This window comes from Rathayibacter sp. AC451, assembly GCF_979253095.1.
On the sequence record NZ_CEEDBD010000001.1, the window covers coordinates 605,543 to 620,188 of the forward strand.

Sequence of the window (14,646 nt, forward strand, 5' to 3'; positions counted from 1 at the left end):
TAATCCGGAGGAACGGCGGCAGAACCGAGCACTCCGCGGCTCCGGTAGAATTCCGGGCATCATGGCTACTTTCGGCACCCTCTCCGATCGACTCGTCGAGACCTTCAAGAACCTGCGCACGAAGGGCAAGCTCTCGGCCTCGGACGTCGACGGCACCGTTCGCGAGATCCGGCGCGCCCTGCTCGACGCCGACGTGGCGCTGGACGTGGTCAAGGCCTTCACCGGCAAGGTCCGCGAACGCGCCCTCGGCGACGAGGTCAACAAGGCGCTGAACCCGGCTCAGCAGGTCGTCCAGATCGTCAACGAGGAACTCGTCGCGATCCTCGGCGGGCAGTCGCGCCGCCTCGAGTTCGCCAAGCGTCCGCCGACGGTCATCATGCTCGCGGGCCTCCAGGGTGCGGGCAAGACGACCCTCGCCGGCAAGCTCGGCAAGTACCTCGGCAAGGACGGGCACACCCCGCTCCTCGTCGCGGCCGACCTCCAGCGCCCCAACGCGGTGCAGCAGCTGCAGGTCGTCGGCGAGCAGGCCGGAGTCGCGGTCTACGCTCCCGAGCCCGGCAACGGGGTCGGCAACCCGGTCAAGGTCGCGCAGAACGCGATCAAGTTCGCCGTCGACAAGCAGTACGACACGGTCATCATCGACACCGCCGGCCGCCTGGGCGTCGACGCCGACATGATGAAGCAGGCGTCCGACATCCGCCGCGTCACGAACCCCGACGAGGTCCTCTTCGTCATCGACGCGATGATCGGCCAGGACGCCGTCGCCACGGCCAAGGCCTTCCAGGAGGGCGTGGACTTCACCGGCGTCGTGCTCTCGAAGCTCGACGGCGACGCGCGAGGCGGAGCAGCGCTGTCGGTCGCCTCGCTGACCGGGCGTCCGATCCTCTTCGCCTCCACGGGCGAGGGCCTCGACGACTTCGAGCAGTTCCACCCCGACCGCATGGCGAGCCGGATCCTCGACCTCGGCGACGTGCTGACCCTCATCGAGCAGGCGCAGTCCGCGTTCGACGAGGACGAGGCGCGCAAGGTCGCCGAGAAGATCATGAGCGACTCGTTCACGCTCGACGATTTCCTCGGCCAGATGCAGCAGCTGCGCAACATGGGCTCGATCAAGAAGATGATCGGCATGCTCCCGGGCGCGAAGGGCATGCGCGAGCAGCTCGACCAGTTCGACGAGCGCGAGATCGTGCGCACCGAGGCGATCATCCAGTCGATGACGAAGGCGGAGCGGATCAACCCCAAGCTCCTCAACGGCTCGCGGCGCCTGCGCATCGCGCGCGGTTCCGGCATGACCGTCACCGACGTCAATCAGCTGGTGCAGCGGTTCGAGCAGGCCGCGAAGATGATGAAGACCGTCGCCAAGGGCGGCATGCCGAACGTGCCGGGCATGGGCCCCGTGCCCGGAGCCGGCTACCAGGGCCGCCCGAAGCCGCAGAAGAAGAAGACGTCGAAGTCGGGCAACCCGGCCAAGCGCGCGGCCGAGAACGCGGCGATCACGTCCGGCCCCCGCCCCGGCGACGCCGGCGGATCGGGCTTCGGTCTCGGTGGCGGCGCGGGCGCGCAGGCGCAGCCGACCCCCGAGGAGCTGGAGCAGCTGCAGAAGTTCCTCGGTCGATGACCGTGCGGCGGAGCCTCGCCGTGGCGGCTCTCGCGGCCGTGGCCGTGCTCGGGCTCACCGGGTGCGCTGAGACGTCCGGCGCCGAGGCGATGTCGGCTCCGGCGCCCGAGGAGCTCGTCGGGCGCTGGATCACCGGGGTGGCGTACGAGTCGCCCGAGGTGCCCTTCCTGCTCATCGCCGACGACGGGACCTGGACCGGTTCCGACGGCTGCAACGGCGTGCAGGGGGAGTGGGCGATCGACGACGAGGGCGCGCTCAGCGTCGACGCCGGTCCGAGCACGTTCATCGCCTGCGACGGTGTCGCGCTGCCGACGATCTTCGCCGAGGCGTCGATGGCCGCGATCGACGGCGGCCGGCTCCGCCTCTTCGACGACGAGGGCGCGACCACCGTCAAGCTCGCCCGCTCGACGGTCGACGAGGCCCCGACCGCAGCTCCGGACCCGGCCGGCGAGTAGCCCGCGCAGCGGGGGCCCCTCGCTGATCGAGGAGCTCGCCCAGCAGGCGTCTCGAGATCCCCGTCGACCGGCGGGACCTCCGCCACCGTCGAGGTCTAGCGTGGTGGGCATGACAACCACCACCGCGCGCCCGGTCCGCATCGGCGTCCAGATCGCCCCTCAGCACGTCTCCTACGAGGTCATCCGCGACACGCTCGCCGAGCTCGAGGACCTCGGCGTCGACATCGCCTTCAACTGGGACCACTTCTATCCGCTCTCCGGCGAGCCCGACGGCCTGCACTTCGAGGGCTGGAGCATGCTCGCCGCCTGGGCCGAGCAGACCAGCCGCATCGAGTTCGGCCCGCTCGTCACCTGCAACAGCTACCGGAACCCCGACCTGCTCGCCGACATGGCCCGCACCGTCGACCACATCAGCGCCAAGGGCGCCGAGGGGCGCCTGATCTTCGGCATCGGCTCCGGCTGGTTCGAGCGCGACTACCAGGAGTACGGCTACGAGTTCGGCACCGCCGGCTCGCGTCTGGACGAGCTCTCCGAGGCGATGCCGCGCATCCGGAGTCGCTGGGGCGTGCTCAACCCGGCTCCCACCCGCGAGATCCCCGTCATGATCGGCGGCGGCGGAGAGAAGAAGACGCTGCGGATCGTGGCCGAGCACGCCGACATCTGGCACAGCTTCTCCGACGTCCCGACCCTGGAGCGCAAGCTCGGCGTCCTCGGCGACTGGTGCGGGAAGGTCGGCCGCGACCTGTCGGCGATCGAGGTGTCGACCGGGGTGAACATCCCCGCCGAGGGCGGTGACGGAGCGTTCGCGGTCGCCGACCAGCAGCACGAGCTCGGAGCGCGCCTGTTCACACTCGGCATCAGCGGACCCGACATCGACCTCGCGCCGGTGCGCGAGCTCCTGTCGTGGCGCGACGGCAAGAACAGCACCAGCCGCTGAGGCGATGAGGGGCGGGCGGCTCCCGGGCCGCCCGCCCCTACTCCTCGCGGGTGGGCGTCGAGTCGGTCGGCACGCTCTCGCCCAGGCCCGCCTTCTGAGCGGCCAGCGCGAACGCCTCCGCCAGAGCGAGCTGCCCGGCCTCGGTGGGATGCACGCCGTCCTCGGCGAGGAGGCCGTCGGTCCTCAGCGGGTCCGGGTACTCGAGCGCTGAGCCTCCGGCCGACGCGACGGCGTCGACCAGGGCGGCGTCGTACGCGTCCAGATCTCCGGGTCGCGGGTCAGGCCCCCAGACGGAGTCGAGCGCGGTCAGCCTCGCCGACGGCACGGCCCGGGCGATCGCGTCCACGGCCGGCGGGATCGCGGCGACCACGTCCTCGACGGGGGTTCCGAGATCGTTGCTGCTCGCGACGACGATCACGACGTCCGGCGACGTCGCGGCGATGTCGTCCGCGCGGTCGCCGATCGGCTCCCCGCAGACGCCGGGGCGCACGAAGCCGCCCCCGTCGCAGCCGAGATTCGTCACCGTCCAGCCGAACGCGTCGCCGACGAGAGCCGGCCAGGCCGCCCCGGCGTCGAGCCCGTAGCCCCTGACGATGCTGTCGCCGACCACGGTGACCCTCGAACCGGCGGGGATCGACCCGCCCACCTCGAGCGGAGCGGGGTCCTCGGCAGCGGGAGCCCCGGCGTCGGAGGAGGGCGCGCTCGTCGTCGAGGGGGCGGTCGTCGCCGAGGACTCGGACGCGGGCTCCGCCGCGGAGGAGCACCCCGCGAGAGCGAGCACGAGCACGCCGATCGCGGCGAGCCGCCGCGTCGCGATCATGCCCGCGGGTCCCGCAGCCCGTCGCGCAGCTCGCCCGCGAGCGCCCGGACGACGGCACGGAGGTCGCCGTCGTGGGCCGCGGCGACCCGCAGCTGCCGCTGGTAGCTCGCGCCCGCGACGAGGATCAGCTCGACGTCGGCGAGCTCCTTCGCGCAGTCCAGGCGCTCCGCGACCGGAGCGAGCGTCACCAGGAGGTCGCGGATGTCGTCCGTCACCAGGCGCTCGGCGCCCGCGCTGTCGAGGATGATCTCGGCGTCCAGGCCGTACCGGGCGGCCCGCCACTTGTTCTCGCGCACGTACCAGGGCTGCATCGTCGGCAGGTCCTCGCCGTCGTCGAGCCGGGTGGACAGGTGCTCGACGAGGCACTGGATGAGCGCGGCGACGGCGCCGATCTCCTCGGCCGAGGAGAGCCCGTCGCACGCGCGCATCTCGAGCGTCCCCCACTGCGGCGAGGGGCGGATGTCCCAGCGGACCTCGGTGTGGTCGTCGATGACTCCGGTGCGCATCATGTCGTCGACGTACTCCTCGTAGTTCGCCCATGCTCCGAACTGCGGCGGGAGGCCGGCGGTCGGCAGCTGCTGGAACATGAGCGCGCGGTTGGACGCGTAGCCGGTGTCGACGCCGCCCCAGAACGGGCTCGAGGCCGAGAGCGCCTGGAGGTGCGGGTAGTAGTCGAGCAGGGAGTTCAGGATCGCGAGCACCTTGTCCCGGTCCTCGATCCCCACGTGCACGTGGATGCCCCAGATCATCATGTTGCGGCCCCACCACTGGGTCCGGTCGATGAGCCGGTGGTAGCGCTCCTTGTCGGTGATGCTCTGGTCGTACCACTGCGCGAACGGGTGGGTGCCGGAGCAGACGAGGTCCAGGCCCATCGGGTCGGTGATCTCGCGCACCTGGCGCAGCTGGTCCTGCAGATCCGCGACGGCGTCGCCGACCCGCGTGTGCACGCCCGAGACGAGCTCGACGGTGTTGCGCAGCAGCTCTCCGGTGATGCGGGCGTGCGGCTCGCCGTCCTCGCCGCGCAGAGCCTCCAGCACGACGTCGGCGACGTTGGCGAGGTCCCCCGTCTGCCGGTCGACGATCGCGACCTCCCACTCGATCCCGAGTGTGGAGCGGTCGGACTGGGCGAAGCTGATCTCCATGGCGTCGTCTCCGTCGATCCGGCGTCCACCGGGTCGGGACGCGCGGGTCCCATCGTCCCACGAGTCGCCGGGACGGGGCCGAGGGGCGGGGCCGGGGGCGGGCTGCGCGTCCTCCCGCGCGATGAGCCGCATGTCGCGCCCGCACGCCGGGGTTTTTTCTGGCAGAATGATCCGTCGGGTCCGAGGCGGTCGACCCTCTACTCACCGCCGAAGAAACCCCCTCGAGCTTCCGGCCGGGTGTGCACCCCACGCTCACGGCTCAGTTCATCCATCCTCGACCTCTACAGGTCAACGACCACACAGGAGAATTGTGGCTGTCAAGATTCGTCTGAAGCGCCTGGGCAAGATCCGGGCGCCCTACTACCGCATCGTCGTCGCCGACTCGCGCACCAAGCGCGACGGCCGCGTGATCGAGGAGATCGGCAAGTACCACCCCACCGAGGAGCCCTCGTTCATCCAGGTCGACTCGGAGCGCGCGCAGTACTGGCTCGGAGTCGGCGCGCAGCCGACCGAGCAGGTCGCCGCGATCCTCAAGCTGACCGGCGACTGGGGCCGCTTCAAGGGCGACGCCGACGCCGTCAGCACCGTCAAGGTGAAGGAGCCCAAGGCCCCCTTCGTCATCGACGCGAAGAAGAAGCCCGTCCTCAAGCCCAAGACCGAGGCTCCGGCCAAGGCCGCCCCGGCCGAGGACACCGCCGACGAGACCTCCACCGAGGCCTAGTCCATGCTCGCTCCCGCCGTCGAGCACCTCGTCAAGGGGATCGTCGAGAACCCCGATGAGGTCCGTGTCGTGGCGACGGGCTCCCCACGCGGAGAGGTCCTCGAGGTGCGCGTGCACCCCGAGGACCTCGGCCGCGTGATCGGACGCTCCGGTCGCACCGCCAAGGCCGTCCGCACCCTGGTCGCCGCTCTCGCCGACGGCCGTCGCGTCCGCGTCGACGTCGTCGACACCGACAAGTAGAGGTGTCGACCCCCGAACCGGGCAGGACGCAGCTCCGCGTCGCCCGACTGACCAAGGCGCACGGCCTCAAGGGCGCCATCAAGCTCGAGCTCTACACCGACGAGCCCGACAAGCGCTTCACCCCCCGGATCCACGTTCACGTTGCAGGTGCCCCGCACCTCCGAGTGGCACGGGAGGAAGCTCGAGCTCGTCGAGCTCCGCTGGTACAACAGCCACCCCGTCGCGTTCTTCAAGGGTGTCGACGACCGCAGCGCCGCCGAGACCCTCCTCAAGGCGATCCTCTGGATCGACGAGGAGGTCCGCACCGCGCCGGGCGACGACGACTCCTGGTACGACTACCAGCTCGTCGGCATGAAGGTCGTCCGCGACGGCGCCGAGGTCGGCACCGTGCGCCGCGTCGACCACTTCCCGGCGCAGGACCTGCTCATCGTTGCGACCCCGTCCGGCGAGGTCATGGTGCCGTTCGTCACCGCGATCGTGCCGTCGATCGATCCCGTCGCGGGGATCGTCACCGTCACGCCTCCCACCGGCCTCTTCGAGGAGGTCGTCGAGGTGGAGCCGGCCGAGGTCGACCTCTCGCACGTCGACCTCTCGGACCCGGCCCTCGCGACTCGGGCCGAGGACGAGGAGTCCGACGCCTCCGCCGAGGACGACTCCGGCACTCCCGCAGCGGACGCCGCCTCCACCGACGACGAGGCGCCCGCGGAGGACACCCGGTCGTGAGGATCGACATCGTCACGATCTTCCCGGAGTTCTTCGGGGTGCTCGACATCAGCCTGCTCGGGCGCGCGCGCTCGAGCGGGCTGATCGAGCTCGGCGTGCACGATCTGCGCTCGTTCACCCACGACCGGCACCGCACCGTCGACGACACGCCCTACGGCGGCGGCGCCGGCATGGTGATGCGGCCGGAGCCGTGGGGTGAGGCGCTCGACAGCATCCTCGAGGCCGACGCCGACGCGGATCCGCTCGTGATCTTCCCCTCGCCCGCCGGCGAGGTCTTCACGCAGGCCACGGCCCGGCAGCTCGCCGACGAGAAGGCGCTCGTGTTCGGCTGCGGCCGCTACGAGGGCATCGACCAGCGCGTCGTCGACCACACCGCCACCCGCGCCCGCGTGCGGATGATCAGCCTCGGCGACTACGTGCTGAACGGCGGCGAGGTCGCCGTCATGGCCATGATCGAGGCTGTCGGCCGCCTGGTGCCCGGCGTCGTCGGCAACCCTGCGAGCCTCGTCGAGGAGAGCCACTCCGACGGCCTCCTCGAGTACCCCAGCTACACCAAGCCCGCGTCCTGGCGCGGCCTCGACGTGCCTCCCGTGCTGCTCAGCGGCAACCACGGAGCCATCGCCGCCTGGCGTCACGAGCAGAGCGTCGAGCGCACCCGCCGCGTGCGCCCCGAGCTGCTGCCCTAGATCCTCTCCGACCCGTCCGCCCTCCGCGCGGCGAGGTGCCGCTCGCGGACCGCGAGGAACAGCGGGAACGCGAACGCGAGTGCGACGAGCGGTGCGAGCAGCACGTAGACCCACAGCCGCGTCATCCCGAGTCGGCGTCCTTCGACGACGATCAGGGCGACGGCTGCGATCGCGACGATCAGCAGATCGGTCGTGAGCGAGGACACGGCCGGTCCGCCGTCGAACCAGGCCCCGAGGAAGTCGACGCTCTCGAGCACTGCGCGGATGTTGTGCGTCCAGGTCCCGACGAGACCGAGGACGGCGAGGACGAGGTAGACCAGCGCCAGCGGCGTCCAGCCCTTCAGCAGACGGGTCATCGGGAGACCTCCGGGGTACGGGGGCGGGCGAGCACGACGGCGGTGCCGACGAGGAGGAGGCCGCCGAGCACGAGGCCGGCGGTGAGGGTGAGCGGGTCCGGTGCGACGATCGACTGCCCTCGGAGCGCCTGCCAGCAGGTGATCGCGACGGCACCGGCCCAGCCGGCCGAGGCGAGGACGAGCAGGCGGGCGCGCACCGCCGCCTCGCCGAGGACCGGCAGGCGGCGTCCGAGCAGGCGGAGGCCGATGGCGAGCAGCGGCAGCACCTGCAGAGCGTGCATCCCGAGGAAGTGCGGGATGCGCAGATCGCCGCCCGTCGTGCTCCAGCCCAGGAGCGGGAGTCCCGGCCCGCCGTCCGCGACGCCGACCGCATGGGCGCCGACGACTCCGCCGTAGTCCGAGAGCTGGTCGGCGGTCGGGCCGGTCATGAGGAAGGCGAGCGCCATCCCGATCAGTCCGATGACCAGTCCCGCTCGCACGGCGGTCGTCAGCGCGCCGTCGCCGAGGTGCAGCCGGGCCAGGAGGATCGCCAGCACGAGAGTGGCGAGCCAGACGACCACGATCGAGACGGCCATGGTCGTCCACATCATCGAGTGCAGGGGAGTGCTCACGTCGAAGTGGCTCGCGGCGCCGACCGCCGCCGCACCGCCGATGACGACCATCTCGACGACGAGGCCCGCGGTGGCCACGGTGCCGAGGATCCGCCCGAGACGGCGGCGGCGGGGGAGCAGGCCGATCAGCCAGGCGAGGGTGAGCGAGTAGACCGCGATCGAGAGGCAGAACTTCAGCGGCTTCGCCCAGACCGACTGCCCGCCGAGCTCGCGCGGGTCGAGCAGGAGGGCGACCGCGCAGAGGAGGGCGCCGACGCCCATCGCGATCGCGAGAGCGAGCAGGGGGCGGTGCGGGCGGGCGACCGCGTCGGCGACCGGCGCCTCGCGCACGGCGGTCATCGCGCCGCCTCCGCCGAGTCGTCGGCCGGAGCGAACCGGCGCTGCGTCTCGCGGGCCTGCGCCACGCGGCGGAGCGACTGGAGCACGACATCGCCCAGTGCGGTGCCGACCGCCGCGATCGACGCCTGCTCGCTCACGCTCGCGCGCGCCTCGAGCTCGTCGAGGTCGGCGCGGGCGACCAGCTCGGCGGCCTCTTCGTAGCGCTGGAGCCAGTCCGGCGTCATCGCACCTCCCGACGCCTCGAGCGCGTCGAGTGCCCGGGCGGCCGTGGCGACCGCAGGGTGCTCGCACATCATCGGCCCGACGAGCGCGCGGACCCGCTCGAGCGAGGCGTCCGTGGCGGGGGAGTCGGAGTCGGCGTGCGCCGAGACCACGTCCTGGGCGACCTCGAACGCGTGGGCCGGAGGGGCGCCGCTGTCCAGGACCGCCGTGATCCGCTTCGCGCCGGCGATCCCGACTCCTCCGCTCTCGATGAGGCCGCGGAGCAGGCGGAGCCGTGCGACGTGGTCGTCACCGTACTCCGCCCGCTGGGGGGCCGAGGACTCGCCCGCCGCGAGGATCCCCTCGCGGATGTAGTACTTGATCGTCGCGACGCTGACGCCGGTCAGCCGTCCGAGCTCGGAGATGCGCATACGGAGAGTATTGCTATCCGATAGTGTCGCTGTCCAGAGCGACGGCGAGATCAGTCGCGTGCGGTGAGGACGACGCTCCCCGTCTCGGTGATCGCGATCGTGTGCTCCATGTGGGCGCCGCGCGAGCCGTCGCGGCTGCGCAGGGTCCAGCCGTCCTTGTCGGTGAAGATCTCGTCGGTGGTCTGCAGGAACCACGGCTCGATCGCGATCACGAGCCCCGGGCGCAGGGGGAATCCGCGTCCGGCACGGCCGTCGTTCGGGACGTGCGGGTCGCCGTGCATCGTGCGGCCGACGCCGTGCCCGCCGAAGTCGGTGTTGATGGTGAGCCCCTCGGCGTGGGCGACCGCGGCGATCGCGGCCGAGATGTCGCCGATCTTCCCGCCGGGCTTCGCCGCGGCGATGCCGGCGTCGAGAGCGCGCGTCGTGGTGTCGATCAGCGCCAGGTCCTCGGCACGGGGCGTGCCGACCACGACGCTGACGGCGGAGTCGGACACCCAGCCGTTCACGGAGGCGGCGAAGTCGAGGGTCAGCAGATCGCCGTCGCGGAGGCGGTAGTCGAACGGCAGGCCGTGCAGCACGGCGTCGTTGACGGAGGTGCAGATCACCTTGCCGAACGGGCTGGCCCCGAAGGACGGGTGGTAGTCGATGTAGCAGGACTCGGCCCCGGCCTTCCGGATCATGTCGTGCGCGAGGCGGTCGAGCTCGAGGAGGTTCACTCCCACCCCGGCGGCGGCGACGGTGGCCTGCAGGACCTCGGCCACGAAGCGGCCGGCGGGCCGCATCTCCTCGATCTCGGCGGGCGTGCGCAGCTCGATCATCCTGATCCTCTCGGGGGTCGCTGAGGCGTTGCTCAGCGGTGGTGGGTACGGTCGGTGCATGCGCACGCGACGGGCATTCGGTTCCTGGCAGTATCCGGCCGCGATCGTCCTGCCCTTGTGGATCCTCCTCGGGTACGGACTCTTCGGGGGATCGAGCGGGTGGACCGTCGTCGGTCTCGTCATCGCCCTCCCCATTCTGGCGCTCAGCCTCGCCGCCGTGGCGAGCATCGTGGCGTTTCGGGTGACCGTGCGGCCGACTCGCACCCCCGCGTGGGGCGACGTCGCCGCGGTCGGCGCCTGGCACGCGTCGCTGATCGCGCTCGGCTTCTTCCCTCCGGGGGCGTGGGCGATCGGACTGCTGTCGGTGCTCCTCGGGGTCGTGGCGCTCAGTCACTCCCTGTGGCGGTTCGTGAAGGACGCGCGCGCCACGCTGATCGCGTTCGCCGAGGCGTCCGCGGTGCAGGCGCAGGGCGGGCAGCGGCCCGTGGTGGGCGACGGCTTCGATCCCGAGCGCCCCCAGGACGGGCAGACGCTCATCCTCTGACCGCGCGAGCGGACGCTCCTTCCCCGAGGGGAGCGCGCCGTCGCAGCGCGGCCGACCGTCCCGCCGTCTCCACTTTGACGCCGATCGCCGCGCCGTGACAGAATAAGCGCTTGTGCCTCGCGCAGGCTCTGCCACAGGGGAGCCGCTACGACGCGGGGCGCGCACCGACTTCCCACCCACGAAACGGTGCTCGACCTGTGGCGGGCACGGAGAGCGATAGAACATGCACATCCTCGATAACGTCGATGCGGCGTCACTCCGGACCGACATCCCCGACTTCCGTGCGGGCGACACCGTCAAGGTCCACGTCAACATCGTCGAGGGAACCCGCTCGCGCGTCCAGATCTTCCAGGGCGTCGTCATCGGCCGCTCCAACGAGGGCGTCCGCGAGACCTTCACCGTCCGCAAGGTCAGCTTCCAGGTCGGCGTCGAGCGCACCTTCCCGGTGCACTCCCCGGTGATCGACCACATCGAGGTCGTCACCCGCGGAGACGTGCGTCGCGCGAAGCTCTACTACCTCCGCAACCTGCGCGGCAAGAAGGCCAAGATCAAGGAGAAGCGCTGACCCCCAGCGGGTCTCCGCACACTCTCCCCGAACCCCGGTCCACTTATGATGGACCGGGGTTCGACCCTTTCCAGGGCCTCTCCCGACCGGGGATGCACGGCCCCGGATGATGCACAGTAGGGGCGACGGCACGCGATGACAGACAGCACGGCCCCGGTCACGATCCACAGCGACGGCGACCACGCGCGCCACTCCGCCGCACCGGGCGACGGGCACCGGCCGCGCCGTCGCCGCGGGGTGCTGCTCTTCCTCCGCGACGTGCTGATCATCTTCGTCGTCGCGGTGCTGGTCTCCTTCCTCGTGAAGACCTTCCTCATCCGCTCGTTCTACATCCCGTCCTCCTCGATGGAGCAGACGCTGGTCGAGAACGACCGGATCCTCGTGAACGAGCTCGTGCCGGATCTCGTGCCGATCTCGCGCGGCGACGTCGTCGTCTTCCGCGATCCGGGCGGATGGCTCTCGCCGAGCACCGAGCCCGATGTGCCGCCGTTCCAGGCCGCCGTCGACTCGGCTCTCGCGATCGTGGGCCTCACCGCTCCCGACAGCAACGACCACCTCATCAAGCGGGTCATCGGGCTGCCCGGCGACACCGTCACCTGCTGCACTCCGCTCGGCCAGGTCGAGGTCAACGGCAAGCCGATCGACGAGCCCTACGTGAAGCTGCCCGACGGCGTCCAGGCCGTCTCGGCGACGCCCTTCGACGTGGTCGTGCCCGAGGGATCGCTCTGGGTGATGGGCGACAACCGCTACAACTCCGCCGACTCCCGCTACAACACCGACAAGCCCGGCGGCGGCTTCGTGCCGATCGACAACGTGGTCGGCCGCGCGATCCTCGTGACCTGGCCGGTGGAGCAGTGGGCATGGCTCGACGACTACCCGGCCGTGTTCCGCGGGGTCGAGAACGACGCGGAGTCGTCGGACTCCTCGGACTCCTCCTCCGAGGCCGGGCAGGACTAGGTGGTCGTCACTGAACCCACTCTGACGATGGAACGGCGCCTGTTCCGCCAGGGCTACGAGAGCATCATCGGCTGCGACGAAGTGGGCCGCGGAGCGATCGCCGGCCCCGTCTCGGTCGGCGTCGTCTCGATCGCCCGTCGCTGCGGCCGCTTCCCCGAAGGACTGCGCGACTCCAAGCTGCTGGCTCCCGCCCGCCGTGAGGCGCTGCTGCCCGGCGTCGTGAGGTGGGTGTCCGGCTGGGCGATCGGCGAGTCCTCCGCCGACGAGATCGACGACTCCGGCATCATCGCCGGCCTCGGCCGCGCCGCGTCCCGCGGGATCGAGCGCCTCGTCGACCAGGGAGTCGACCTCGCGACGTCCGTGGTGCTCCTCGACGGCAAGCACGACTGGCTGACGCCCGCGCTGGGGGAGTGGGCCGCGCAATTGACCATCGTCACCCGCATCAAGGCCGACCGCGACTGCGCGTCGGTCTCGGCCGCCTCCGTCCTGGCGAAGGTCGGCCGCGACGGCCAGATGGTGCGCCACCACGACGAGTTCGCCGACTACGCCTGGGACAGCAACAAGGGCTACGGCAGCGCCGCGCACTGGGCGGGGCTGGATCGCGTGGGGCCGTCCCCGTTGCACAGGGTGACGTGGTTGTCGAAGCCGCGCGAGGCGGTTCCGGCCGTGGACGCCGCGCCCGCCGAGGAGGCCGCCCCCGCTGACGAGCTCTCGGCGTCCGGCGCTCCCGCACCGGCGTAGGATTGACGGACGATGGATGAGGACGAATTCGAGGACTACGACCGCGAGGTCGAGCTGGCACTGTACCGGGAGTACCGCGACGTCGTCTCGCAGTTCTCGTACGTCGTCGAGACCGAGCGCCGCTTCTACCTCGCGAACGAGGTGGACCTGGTGCGCCGCGACACCGAGCACGACTTCTACTTCGAGCTGACGATGCGCGACGTGTGGGTCTGGGACGTCTACCGCTCCGACCGCTTCGTGAAGTCGGTGCGCGTGCTGACCTTCAAGGACGTCAACGTCGAGGAGCTCTCCCGCAAGGAGTTCGAGCTCCCCAAGGAGCTCGCGCTCGACGAGTAGCGCTCCGCGCTTCACTCCACGAGGATCCCCAGCTCGTCGATCGCGACTGCGGAGCCGGTATCGAGCGAGCGGTTGCCGCCGATCCCGACGGCGATCGAGCGGAGCCCATCGCGGTAGTCCGCCGCCCGGCCCAGCGGATCCTCCGCCGCACCCCGGAACAGGTCGCGCAGCATCCTGTCGTCGCCGCCTCCGTGCCCGCCGCCCTCGGTGCGGATCGGGATCTCCTCGGCCGCCTGCCAGTGCCGCTGGAGGAGCAGGCGGTCGCTGTCGGGTCGCGGGCCGTAGTCGGCGGCCTCCGCGCCGGCCAGCGAGGGATCCACGGCGATCCGTCCGTCGGGCCCGGGCAGGACGGCCCCGCGTTCGACGACGTCGAGCTCGACGCGGCCGCGGGTGCCGTTCACGGCGACGCGGTACCCCTCCCACGGCGAGTGCGCGTTCAGCGAGTAGCTCAACGTCGCTCCACGGCGGTAGTCGACGACCAGCGCGAGGTTGTCCTCGATGGTGATGCCGGTTCCGAACGCCGACTGGTCGCGCCGGTAGTCGTCGTGGTGCTCGGCCTCGAGGTAGAGCGCGCGCAGGCGAGGGTCGCGGCGGAGGTCGAGGGCGAAGGGATCGGCCGCCGACGCGTCGCTGCTCCCGCGCTCGGTGCTGACCGGTGCGCTCTGACGGCCGGCGTTGGCCTCGCCGTAGAAGCGCAGACCCCCCGAGGCGAAGACGCGCGACGGGACGTCGCCGATCCACCAGTTCACGAGATCGAAGTGGTGGGAGGCCTTGTGCACGAGAAGGCCGCCCGAGTTGCGCTTGTCGCGGTGCCAGCGGCGGAAGTAGTCGGCACCGTGCGCGGTGTCGAGCAGCCACTCGAACGTGATCGACGTGACGTCGCCGATCGCTCCGCCCGCGATCAGCTCCTTGAGGGCGGAATTGCGGGGCGAGTACCGGTAGTTGAAGGTGACGACCGGCTCTCGTCCGGTGTCGCGCGCTGCCTCGGCGACCAGCCGAGCGCCGGGCTCGTCGATCGTGAGCGGCTTCTCGACGACGACGTCCACGCCGGCGCGGAGGCAGCGGTCGAGCAGTCCGGCGTGCGTGACGTCGGGTGTCGTGATCACGACGCGGTCCACCCGCTCCTGCGCCAGTGCGCGCTCCAGCTCGTCCGGTCCGGCGAGACGGGGTCGTGGGGCGGCGCCGTGGCGCAGCGCCGCCTCCGCGGCGTACTCGGCGCGCGTCGGATTCGACTCGATGACGGCGACCAGCTCGGCCACGTCGGCGTGGGGTCCGGCGATCGCCGCGATGTACATCTCGGCGCGGTGGCCGGAGCCCACGAGGGCGTAGCGGAGCGGGCGGGCGGGGGAGTCGGTTCCCATGGCGGGGAGTCCTTCCGGGTCGGGTCGGGTGCCGGTGCGGGCGA

The 14,646-nt window shown here is 71.3% G+C and carries 18 protein-coding genes and 1 pseudogene; 12 read left to right on the plus strand and 7 right to left on the minus strand.

Annotated elements, in window-relative coordinates; genetic code table 11:
* The first annotated feature begins 61 nt into the window (after positions 1-61).
* The 3 genes from ffh to AC0CID_RS02840 all read left to right on the plus strand — a co-directional run bounded on the left by ffh (position 62) and on the right by AC0CID_RS02840 (position 3,010).
* Positions 62-1,618 carry a signal recognition particle protein gene (gene ffh, locus AC0CID_RS02830; RefSeq protein WP_207402364.1) on the plus strand — a complete coding sequence of 519 codons (1,557 nt, stop codon included), beginning with the start codon at positions 62-64 and terminating at the stop codon, positions 1,616-1,618.
* On the plus strand, positions 1,615-2,073 hold the full coding sequence (locus tag AC0CID_RS02835) for an META domain-containing protein (protein ID WP_465225715.1): 459 nt from the start codon (positions 1,615-1,617) through the stop codon (positions 2,071-2,073). The genes ffh and AC0CID_RS02835 overlap by 4 nt, the downstream gene beginning before the upstream one ends.
* A 109-nt stretch (positions 2,074-2,182) precedes the next feature.
* On the plus strand, positions 2,183-3,010 hold the full coding sequence (locus AC0CID_RS02840; RefSeq protein ID WP_465225716.1) for an LLM class F420-dependent oxidoreductase: 828 nt from the start codon (positions 2,183-2,185) through the stop codon (positions 3,008-3,010).
* A 37-nt stretch (positions 3,011-3,047) separates the two neighbouring features.
* Here AC0CID_RS02840 and AC0CID_RS02845 read toward each other — a convergent pair whose 3' ends face one another.
* Both AC0CID_RS02845 and AC0CID_RS02850 read right to left on the minus strand, forming a co-directional pair.
* Positions 3,048-3,830: an SGNH/GDSL hydrolase family protein gene (locus AC0CID_RS02845; protein ID WP_465225717.1), complete on the minus strand. Its 783-nt coding sequence runs from the start codon at positions 3,828-3,830 to the stop codon at positions 3,048-3,050.
* Positions 3,827-4,972 (minus strand): glutamate--cysteine ligase, encoded by a 1,146-nt coding sequence (locus AC0CID_RS02850; protein ID WP_207402360.1) that lies wholly within the window; start codon positions 4,970-4,972, stop codon positions 3,827-3,829. The genes AC0CID_RS02845 and AC0CID_RS02850 overlap by 4 nt, the downstream gene beginning before the upstream one ends.
* A 310-nt stretch (positions 4,973-5,282) precedes the next feature.
* On the opposite strand from AC0CID_RS02850, the gene rpsP reads away from it, so the two are divergent.
* The 4 genes and pseudogenes from rpsP (at position 5,283) to trmD (ending at position 7,342) form a co-directional block, all read left to right on the plus strand.
* Entirely contained in the window at positions 5,283-5,693 is a 411-nt protein-coding gene (rpsP, locus tag AC0CID_RS02855) for a 30S ribosomal protein S16 (protein ID WP_207402359.1), read from the plus strand.
* A 3-nt stretch (positions 5,694-5,696) separates the two neighbouring features.
* Positions 5,697-5,933, plus strand: coding sequence for an RNA-binding protein (locus AC0CID_RS02860; protein WP_207402358.1), 237 nt, complete (start codon positions 5,697-5,699; stop codon positions 5,931-5,933).
* 2 nt (positions 5,934-5,935) lie between these two features.
* Positions 5,936-6,656, plus strand: a pseudogene (gene rimM / locus AC0CID_RS02865) (ribosome maturation factor RimM).
* Positions 6,653-7,342, plus strand: a complete 690-nt coding sequence (trmD, locus tag AC0CID_RS02870) for a tRNA (guanosine(37)-N1)-methyltransferase TrmD (RefSeq protein ID WP_207402356.1) — start codon at positions 6,653-6,655, stop codon at positions 7,340-7,342. Before rimM ends, trmD begins: the two are co-directional and overlap by 4 nt.
* Here trmD and AC0CID_RS02875 read toward each other — a convergent pair.
* Genes AC0CID_RS02875 through map form a run of 4 tightly spaced genes read right to left on the minus strand, consistent with a single transcriptional unit; the run spans position 7,339 to position 10,098 of the window.
* Complete coding sequence (locus AC0CID_RS02875) at positions 7,339-7,698, minus strand: DUF2834 domain-containing protein (RefSeq protein WP_465225718.1); 360 nt, start codon at positions 7,696-7,698, stop codon at positions 7,339-7,341. The two genes, trmD and AC0CID_RS02875, sit on opposite strands and share 4 nt — an antisense overlap.
* On the minus strand, positions 7,695-8,648 hold the full coding sequence (locus AC0CID_RS02880) for a hypothetical protein (RefSeq protein ID WP_465225719.1): 954 nt from the start codon (positions 8,646-8,648) through the stop codon (positions 7,695-7,697). The genes AC0CID_RS02875 and AC0CID_RS02880 overlap by 4 nt, the downstream gene beginning before the upstream one ends.
* Complete coding sequence (locus AC0CID_RS02885; RefSeq protein WP_207402353.1) at positions 8,645-9,280, minus strand: MerR family transcriptional regulator; 636 nt, start codon at positions 9,278-9,280, stop codon at positions 8,645-8,647. The genes AC0CID_RS02880 and AC0CID_RS02885 overlap by 4 nt, the downstream gene beginning before the upstream one ends.
* A 50-nt stretch (positions 9,281-9,330) precedes the next feature.
* A complete protein-coding gene (map, locus tag AC0CID_RS02890) occupies positions 9,331-10,098 on the minus strand; it encodes a type I methionyl aminopeptidase (protein ID WP_465225720.1) in 768 nt (255 codons plus the stop codon).
* A gap of 58 nt (positions 10,099-10,156) precedes the next feature.
* On the opposite strand from map, the gene AC0CID_RS02895 reads away from it, so the two are divergent.
* The 5 genes from AC0CID_RS02895 to AC0CID_RS02915 all read left to right on the plus strand — a co-directional run bounded on the left by AC0CID_RS02895 (position 10,157) and on the right by AC0CID_RS02915 (position 13,241).
* Positions 10,157-10,642, plus strand: a complete 486-nt coding sequence (locus AC0CID_RS02895; RefSeq protein ID WP_465225721.1) for a hypothetical protein — start codon at positions 10,157-10,159, stop codon at positions 10,640-10,642.
* A 223-nt stretch (positions 10,643-10,865) separates the two neighbouring features.
* The gene (gene rplS / locus AC0CID_RS02900) at positions 10,866-11,207 is read left to right on the plus strand and encodes a 50S ribosomal protein L19 (protein ID WP_207402350.1); all 342 of its coding nucleotides are present in this window, start codon (positions 10,866-10,868) and stop codon (positions 11,205-11,207) included.
* Positions 11,208-11,342: 135 nt separating this feature from the next.
* Positions 11,343-12,164: a signal peptidase I gene (lepB, locus tag AC0CID_RS02905; protein ID WP_465225722.1), complete on the plus strand. Its 822-nt coding sequence runs from the start codon at positions 11,343-11,345 to the stop codon at positions 12,162-12,164.
* Complete coding sequence (locus AC0CID_RS02910) at positions 12,165-12,905, plus strand: ribonuclease HII (RefSeq protein WP_465225723.1); 741 nt, start codon at positions 12,165-12,167, stop codon at positions 12,903-12,905. It begins immediately after the preceding gene.
* 12 nt (positions 12,906-12,917) lie between these two features.
* Positions 12,918-13,241 (plus strand): DUF2469 domain-containing protein, encoded by a 324-nt coding sequence (locus tag AC0CID_RS02915; RefSeq protein WP_055792576.1) that lies wholly within the window; start codon positions 12,918-12,920, stop codon positions 13,239-13,241.
* An 11-nt stretch (positions 13,242-13,252) separates the two neighbouring features.
* Here the strand turns inward: AC0CID_RS02915 and AC0CID_RS02920 are convergent, their stop codons facing one another.
* Positions 13,253-14,602 (minus strand): Gfo/Idh/MocA family protein, encoded by a 1,350-nt coding sequence (locus AC0CID_RS02920; RefSeq protein ID WP_465225724.1) that lies wholly within the window; start codon positions 14,600-14,602, stop codon positions 13,253-13,255.
* Positions 14,603-14,646: the final 44 nt, after the last annotated feature.